This is a genomic window from Nocardiopsis sp. NPDC055879, from assembly GCF_053615935.1.
Map to the genome: position 1 here is coordinate 43,439 of NZ_JBSHCT010000003.1, position 6,455 is coordinate 49,893.

Below are 6,455 nucleotides of genomic sequence, written 5' to 3' on the forward strand. Positions count from 1 at the left end.
TTTCGGCTCCCCTGGTTCGCCTTCGCTCGTCACACGGTCGTGCGGTCTCACCCGATCGCGCGATCAGACGTGGTCGCGGGGCAGGCTCTCGGTCCACTGCCGGGAGAAGATCCTCTCCCCGGACTCGTAGGCGTCGAGTGTGGCGTGCACGCGGAACTCCTCCTCGGTGCATTCCAGGGCCGTGTAGGTCTCGGTCCGGGCGTGCCAGTCCCCCCGGGAGAAACTCATCGTCCACGCTGTTCTGCCACACGCCGACGTGAAGTCGTCCCCCACCGCCTCGTAGGTCTCGTGGGCCTTGCGGGTGACGTCGAGGTCGATCTCCTCGAAGTGCAGGACGCCTCCGTCCTTGACGATCCGAAGGGTGATGCGGTTGTCCACCAGGTCACGATGCACCGACCAGTCGTGCTCTCCCTGGGTCGTGCGCGTGGTGGTGATCGAGGGCGTGGCCTCCGGCTGGTCGAACACCTCTTCGTGCGGGTCCGCGCCCGGGGACTCCCGACGCACCGGAAGGACGAGGGCGCTGTTCGCGGGGTGGACCGACATCAGCGCCGGTCGCGGTGGTGGCCAGGCCAGCGGCCAGTAGGAGGTGGACAGTGACAGGCGTATGCGGTGCCCTGGTGGGAAGACCTGGGCGACACCGTTCATGGTGACCTCCACACGGTAGACCTCCCCCGGCACCAGGGATTCGGGGTGTTCGTCTCCGTTCCGGTGGGTCAGGTTGAGCATCCCGTAGGTCACCCGGGTGGCGCTGCCGTCGGGGGCCACGTCGCACAGTCGCGCCGCGACCATGGCCACGGGTTCGGTGACCGAGAGTTCGAGCTCGACCCGTGTGGGGCCCAGGATCTCGACCCGTTCCTCCAGAGGTTCGGTGTCGTAGACCAGGGAACCGCCGTCCTCCTCTCGTTGGTCGTAGGGCAGGTCCGGCGGTGCGCTGTAGGAGGCCCACTTACCGGCGAACTGCCCGACGGACAGGGGCGAGAGGATGCTCTGCGGCGCGGTGCTCCTTCGTTCCTCGGCGACGCCGAGCCGGTTCTCCGACAGCGGCAGGGAATGGTGTTCTACACGCTCGGAGGGCCAGTGGGGCTCATAGACCCAACGGCCGGGGCGTTCTTGGTAGGAGGTGGAGGGTGGGACGCTCTCCTGCATCCAGAGCCAGAGTCCGGTCTCCTTCTCGACCCCGTTGTCCTCGCCCTTGGTCCAGTGGTCGAGCCAGCGCACCACCTCCTGGAGGTAGCCGATGGCCGGTCCGGGAACCCCCATGTGCGGATACCGGTGCGACCAGGGACCCACCAGGCCCTTGGTCGGGGTGTCAAGGTTCTCCATGAGTCGTAGGACGCCGTTGGAGTAGCCGTCCGCCCAGCCGCTGGAGGCCAGCACCGGGCACTGGACCCGGGTGTAGTCCTCTCCGACGGAGGCGTGCCTCCAGTAGCGGTCGCGGCGCTGGTGACGGAGCCACTCCACGACCCAGGGGCCGTTGGCCTCCAGCCTGTCCAGCCACATACGACGCCACTCCGGGCCGACGACCTCCGGGTCGGGCGGGCAGGTACCGTAGGCGAAGGTCGTTCCGGCCTCGGCCAGGTTGTCCGAGAGCAGACAGCCGCCCATGTAGTGGAAGTCGTCGGCGTACCGGTCGTCGGTGAACGAGCTGATGGCGATGGTCCGCAGGCTCTCGGGGCGCCTGGCGGCGACCTGGAGCGCGGAGAACCCGCCCCACGACAGGCCCATCATCGCGGTGTCGCCGTCGCACCAGGGTTGCGCGGCCAGCCAGGCCAGGATCTCCTCGGCGTCCTGCTGTTCGCGCTCCAGGTACTCGTCGGTGAGCACGCCCTCGGAATCGCCCGTTCCCCGCAGGTCCACACGTACGCACGCGTATCCGTGTCCCGCGATGTAGGGGTGGTGCATGGAGTCGCGTACCGCCGTCAGGTCACGCTTGCGGTAGGGAATGTACTCCAGCACCGCGGGCACCGGGTGGTCCTGCGCCGACACCGGTCGCCACAGTCGCCCCGCCAGTCGCACACCGTCCGATATGGGGATCCAGAAGTGGTCCTCGATCTGGATCTCGTATGGCAGATCCTCCACCAGACGCATACGCACCTCCTCAGTTGCCGGTGACGCCCTCGACCCGATTGCCGCCGCTTCCACCGTCCTCGAACTCGAACCACAGGCCCTTCACACAGCGTTCGTACTTGGCCTGCATCTCGATCTCGCTCGCGGCGCCGATGACGATCTTGGCCAACTCGAAGCTGTAGCTGTCCTGGGCGAGCATCTCGGAGAGGCGTTGGCCCACACTCGGGACGATGTGGATGCTCACGCCCGACAGCTCCTTCTCCAGGGCCTCCACCTCCTCCGCGGCGGGCACCCGGGTGACGATTCCGTCCCGGAAGCGTCGGTGGTACCACTCCGCGGCGACGGAGAACCCTCCCTTGGACCTGTCGGTCAGCGCGGGGTCCTCACCCAGCGCCATGCGGAGCATGCGTTCGTGGTTGGGCACGCCGTCCACGAGTTCGAAGAGGGGCGTGTGGCTCTGGGAGTGCCGGGGGTTGATCTCCACGATGCCCAGGTCGTCCTCGATCGGGTCGTAGAAGAACTCGACGCTGAACGTCGAGTCGTTCAGGCCGTGCTGTTCGATGACCCGCACGGAGATGTCCCTGATGCGTTCCTGGACCTTCTCGGGCAGGCTGGAGGGGTACTGGTGGCGCAGGAAGGACGGGTTCCCCGGGAAGTCCACCGAGTCCAGCACCGCGTACACGTGGACGTCACCGTTGTAGACGTAACCCTCGGCCGCGGTCTGGAGCCCGTGCAGGGCACCCTCGGCCAGGCAGTGGTGTCGTCCCGCCGCCGCGACCTCCGAAGGCAGTTCCACTCTTTCCAGGATGCTCTCGAAGGGGCGACCGATCCTGTCGACGCTTTCGCGGATGCGCGCCGCCGCCGCCTCGAAACCCTGGTCGTCCTCCACCCGGTAGGCCAGTTCGGAGGAGGCGGACTTGATGGGCTTGAGCCACAGCGGGTAGTCCAGACCGTGCTCGGGGGTCTTCGCGTCCAGGTCGACCAGGGAGAAGGGAGGATGGGCCTCGGTCACCTGCGCCTGCAGGAACCTGCTCCAGTACTTGTGCTCGCACCTGACCACCGATTCCAGGGCCGGTGCGGGCAGTGCGCGCTCGGCGCACAGGATCGGCACGAGCAGGGTGATCGGAAAGTCGCGGTAGCCGATGATGGCGTCCACCGTGCCGTCGAACTCATCGAGCACGGCCCGGGCCGCGGCCAGGGTCTCCTCGATGTCGATCTCGCCTCGTTGCAGCTCCTCGACGCCCAGGAGTCGATGGAACCGGCAGTCACGCCCGGTGGGGGTCCTCGCCAGGAGTTCCCGGTTGCGCTCGTCCAGACCCATCACGAACACGTTTCTCATGCTCTCGCACCGCCCTTCGCTCGCGAATGTCGTGCTGGGGGATGTGAGAGGGATCGTCTCTGGTAGCGCGCCTACCCGGGCCCCACCCGTCCCATACGTGCGCCTGGCCACGGTTTCCTCGGCGAGGGTTCCGGGTAGCCGATCCCCCACCTCCCTCGGCAACGACCCGTCCAGTCCGGGAGGACACCATGACGAGATTCGGATACTTCCTCGCGACCGAGGAACACGGCCCCGCGGAGTTGGTGCGTCAGGCCGGGGCCGCGCAGGAGGCCGGCTTCGACGCCCTGTGGATCTCCGACCACTACCACCCATGGCTCGGTGCCCAAGGGCAGAGCGCGTTCGTGTGGTCGGTGGTCGGGGCGATCGGTCAGGTCACCTCGCTGCCCCTGGCCACCGCCGTCACCTGCCCGACCACCAGGATCCATCCGGCGATCGTCGCCCAGGCCGCGGCCACCGCGGCGGCGATGACGCCCGGCGGGTTCAGTCTCGGTGTCGGTACGGGAGAGGCGCTCAACGAGCACGTCCTCGGCGATCCCTGGCCGCACGCGGCCCGTCGGCTCGCGATGTTGGAGGAGGCGATCGAGGTCATGCGCGAGCTGTGGTCCGGTCGTACGGTGAGCCATCACGGCGAGTTCTACACCGTGGACACCGCGCGCCTGTACACGCTGCCGCAGGAGCCTCCGCCGGTCCTGATGTCGGCGTTCGGCCCGAAGGCCACGGCACTGGCCGCGCGCGCGGCGGACGGTCTCGTCCAGGTGGCCCCGGCCCCTGAGACGGTCGACCGTTTCCGACGAGAGGGCGGGGCGGGCAAACCCGTCCAGGGCGGACTCAAGGTCTGCTGGGCACCCGACGAACAGGACGCGATACGCACCGCCTACGAACGCTGGCCCAACGAGGCGTTGTCCGGCGAGGCCCCGCAGGTGTTGCCCTCGCCTCGACACTTCGAACAGCTCACCCAGGGGCTGGTGACCCCGGAGATGGTCGCCGAGGAGGTCACCTGTGGCCCGGACCCCGAGCGGCACGTGGCCGCGATCGAGGCCTACCTGGAGGCGGGGGTGGACGAGGTGTACGTGTGCCAGGTCGGGGACGACCAGGACGGTTTCTTCGGGTTCTACTCCGAGGAGGTCCTTCCCCGGCTGCGCGGGACGCGCTGATCATGGCCGTGAGGGCGCCACGGCCTTGGCGCCCTCGGCACCCGGTCACTCCTGCACCTGCTGGAGACGGGCGTAAGCCGGTTGCAGCCGGTCCGACACCGCCACGGTGCTGAACACCGCGCCCGCGCTCCGGGGGAGGGTGGGGGCGAACACCAGGCCGAAGGCGTATCCGGTGGCGACCCACTGCGAGGTGCAGAAGGGGCAGGTGAGCAGCTCACCGATCGCCTTGCGGCCGCCCTCGCCGCGCACGTCCTCCTCCAGTTCGGAGGGCCCGGACGCCCCTTGGAACCTGGTGAAGAACGCCCGCAATGGACTGGTGACGGGATCCTTGGCCGGCAACCGTGACAGTTTGTGGGTGGTGAGCCCCATCAGGGCCAGTCAGGGCCAGGTCCCATGGACCCACCGTCGCGGCCGCGTCCCGTGTCCGGAAACGTCGTGCGAGGAGCACCCCGGCCGCGACCATGGCCGTGTAGGAGGCGGCGATCATGGCATATCCGGCGAGCGGCTGCTCGCTGCCCCCACGGTAGGCCTCCGCCTCCTGTCGGATCGTCCCCTCGATGCTCTCGGTGGTGTCGTTCTCGGTGGCGTCGTCCTTCATCGTGTTCCCTCTCGTCCGGTCACCTTCGGGCCTGATCCGGGCCTTCGCCACGAGTCCTGGTGCGCGCCCAGCGATGCAGCGCCTCCCCGTCTCCCGCGGTGTCGAGGTTGACGGCGGCCTCGATGAGCGCGAGCTGGGTGAAGGCCTGGGGGTGGTTACCCGTCTGGGTGCCCTCTGCCGTCATCCCCTCCGCCTGGATGCCCGGTTCACCGGTGCTCTCGCACAGGACCTCGAACCTGCGTCGGGCCTCGTCGATACGCCCGGCGAGCACCAGGGCGGACACCATGTCGAACGAGCAGAGAAGGAAAGCGCCTTCCGGGGTTCCGATCCCATCATCGGTCTGCTCGGGGTCGTACCGGTGGACAAGACCGTTCCCCTCCCCCAGCTCGTCCTCCACCCGTTCAAGGGTGCGCGTCACCCGCGGGTCGGTGCCCTCCAGGAACCCCAGGAGCGGGATCCGTAGCAGTGACCCGTCGACGTTGTTCGCTCCGTACGCCTGGACGAAGGTCCCACCGGCGGTGTCATAGCCGTGGGCCAGGACGTCCTCGTGGATCTCTTCCGCCGCGCGGCGCCACTCGGCCAGTGGGACCCGGTCCTCGCGGCCGGTGATCCGCGCGAGTTGGATTCCGCGATCGAGGCACGCCCAGGCGTAGACCTTGGAGTTGGTCCAGTGGCGTGGGGACGAGCGCACCTCCCACGGGCCGTTGTCGGGCTCACGCCACAGGGCGCGGACGGCCTCGACCACGGAATCGAGCTGTGCCAGTTGCCCGGGTTCCAGGCCTCCGGTGGCCTCCTCGTAGCACAGCGCCGCGTCGAGGATGTGCCCGTACACGTCCAGCTGGTGTTGTGAGTACGCCGCGTTGCCGATCCTGACCGGTCGGGCACCGCCGTATCCGGCCAGGTGATCGAGGATCTCCTCCTCTGGCGGTGGTCGCTCGTCGACCGCCTGCACGGGAGGGATCCAGCCGATGGGGTGCCCGCACATCCGCAGCAGGAAACGCAGGTAACTCCCGGCCTCCTCCTCGTGTCCCAGGCGAAGGAAGGCGAGGACCACCAGGGCCGCGTCACGATGCCACACGTATCGATAGTCCCAGTTGCGCACCCCTCCCGGGTCCTCGGGCAGGGAGGTGGTGGGAGCGGCGATCAGTCCTCCACTCTCCTCGTGCAGGAGTCCGCGCAGTACGAGCGCGCTTCGCCGCACGTGGGAAGCGCCGACACCGTCATAGTGGGTCCGGTCCGACCAGAGGCGCCAGGCGTCGAGGGTGGTCCTCAACAACGCGTGCCCCTCCCCCGGAAA

Annotated in this window: 4 protein-coding genes and 1 pseudogene; 1 reads left to right on the forward strand and 4 read right to left on the reverse strand. The window is 68.5% G+C overall.

Translation table 11 applies throughout. The features are described 5' to 3' along the window. Positions 1–63: 63 nt before the first annotated feature. Both ACWGKS_RS04230 and ACWGKS_RS04235 read right to left on the reverse strand, forming a co-directional pair. Positions 64–2,088 carry a CocE/NonD family hydrolase gene (locus ACWGKS_RS04230; RefSeq protein ID WP_358511355.1) on the reverse strand — a complete coding sequence of 675 codons (2,025 nt, stop codon included), beginning with the start codon at positions 2,086–2,088 and terminating at the stop codon, positions 64–66. A gap of 10 nt (positions 2,089–2,098) precedes the next feature. Then, entirely contained in the window at positions 2,099–3,406 is a 1,308-nt protein-coding gene (locus ACWGKS_RS04235) for an ATP-grasp domain-containing protein (RefSeq protein ID WP_358511358.1), read from the reverse strand. 188 nt (positions 3,407–3,594) lie between these two features. Between ACWGKS_RS04235 and ACWGKS_RS04240 the strand changes: the two genes are divergently transcribed. Beyond that, positions 3,595–4,560, forward strand: a complete 966-nt coding sequence (locus ACWGKS_RS04240) for a TIGR03557 family F420-dependent LLM class oxidoreductase (protein WP_358511361.1) — start codon at positions 3,595–3,597, stop codon at positions 4,558–4,560. Positions 4,561–4,605: 45 nt separating this feature from the next. Here ACWGKS_RS04240 and ACWGKS_RS04245 read toward each other — a convergent pair. Next, positions 4,606–5,158 (reverse strand): annotated as a pseudogene (locus ACWGKS_RS04245) (DUF1360 domain-containing protein). 19 nt (positions 5,159–5,177) lie between these two features. After that, on the reverse strand, positions 5,178–6,455 hold a 1,278-nt coding region (locus tag ACWGKS_RS04250; protein ID WP_452521695.1), incomplete at its 5' end, for a glycoside hydrolase family 15 protein.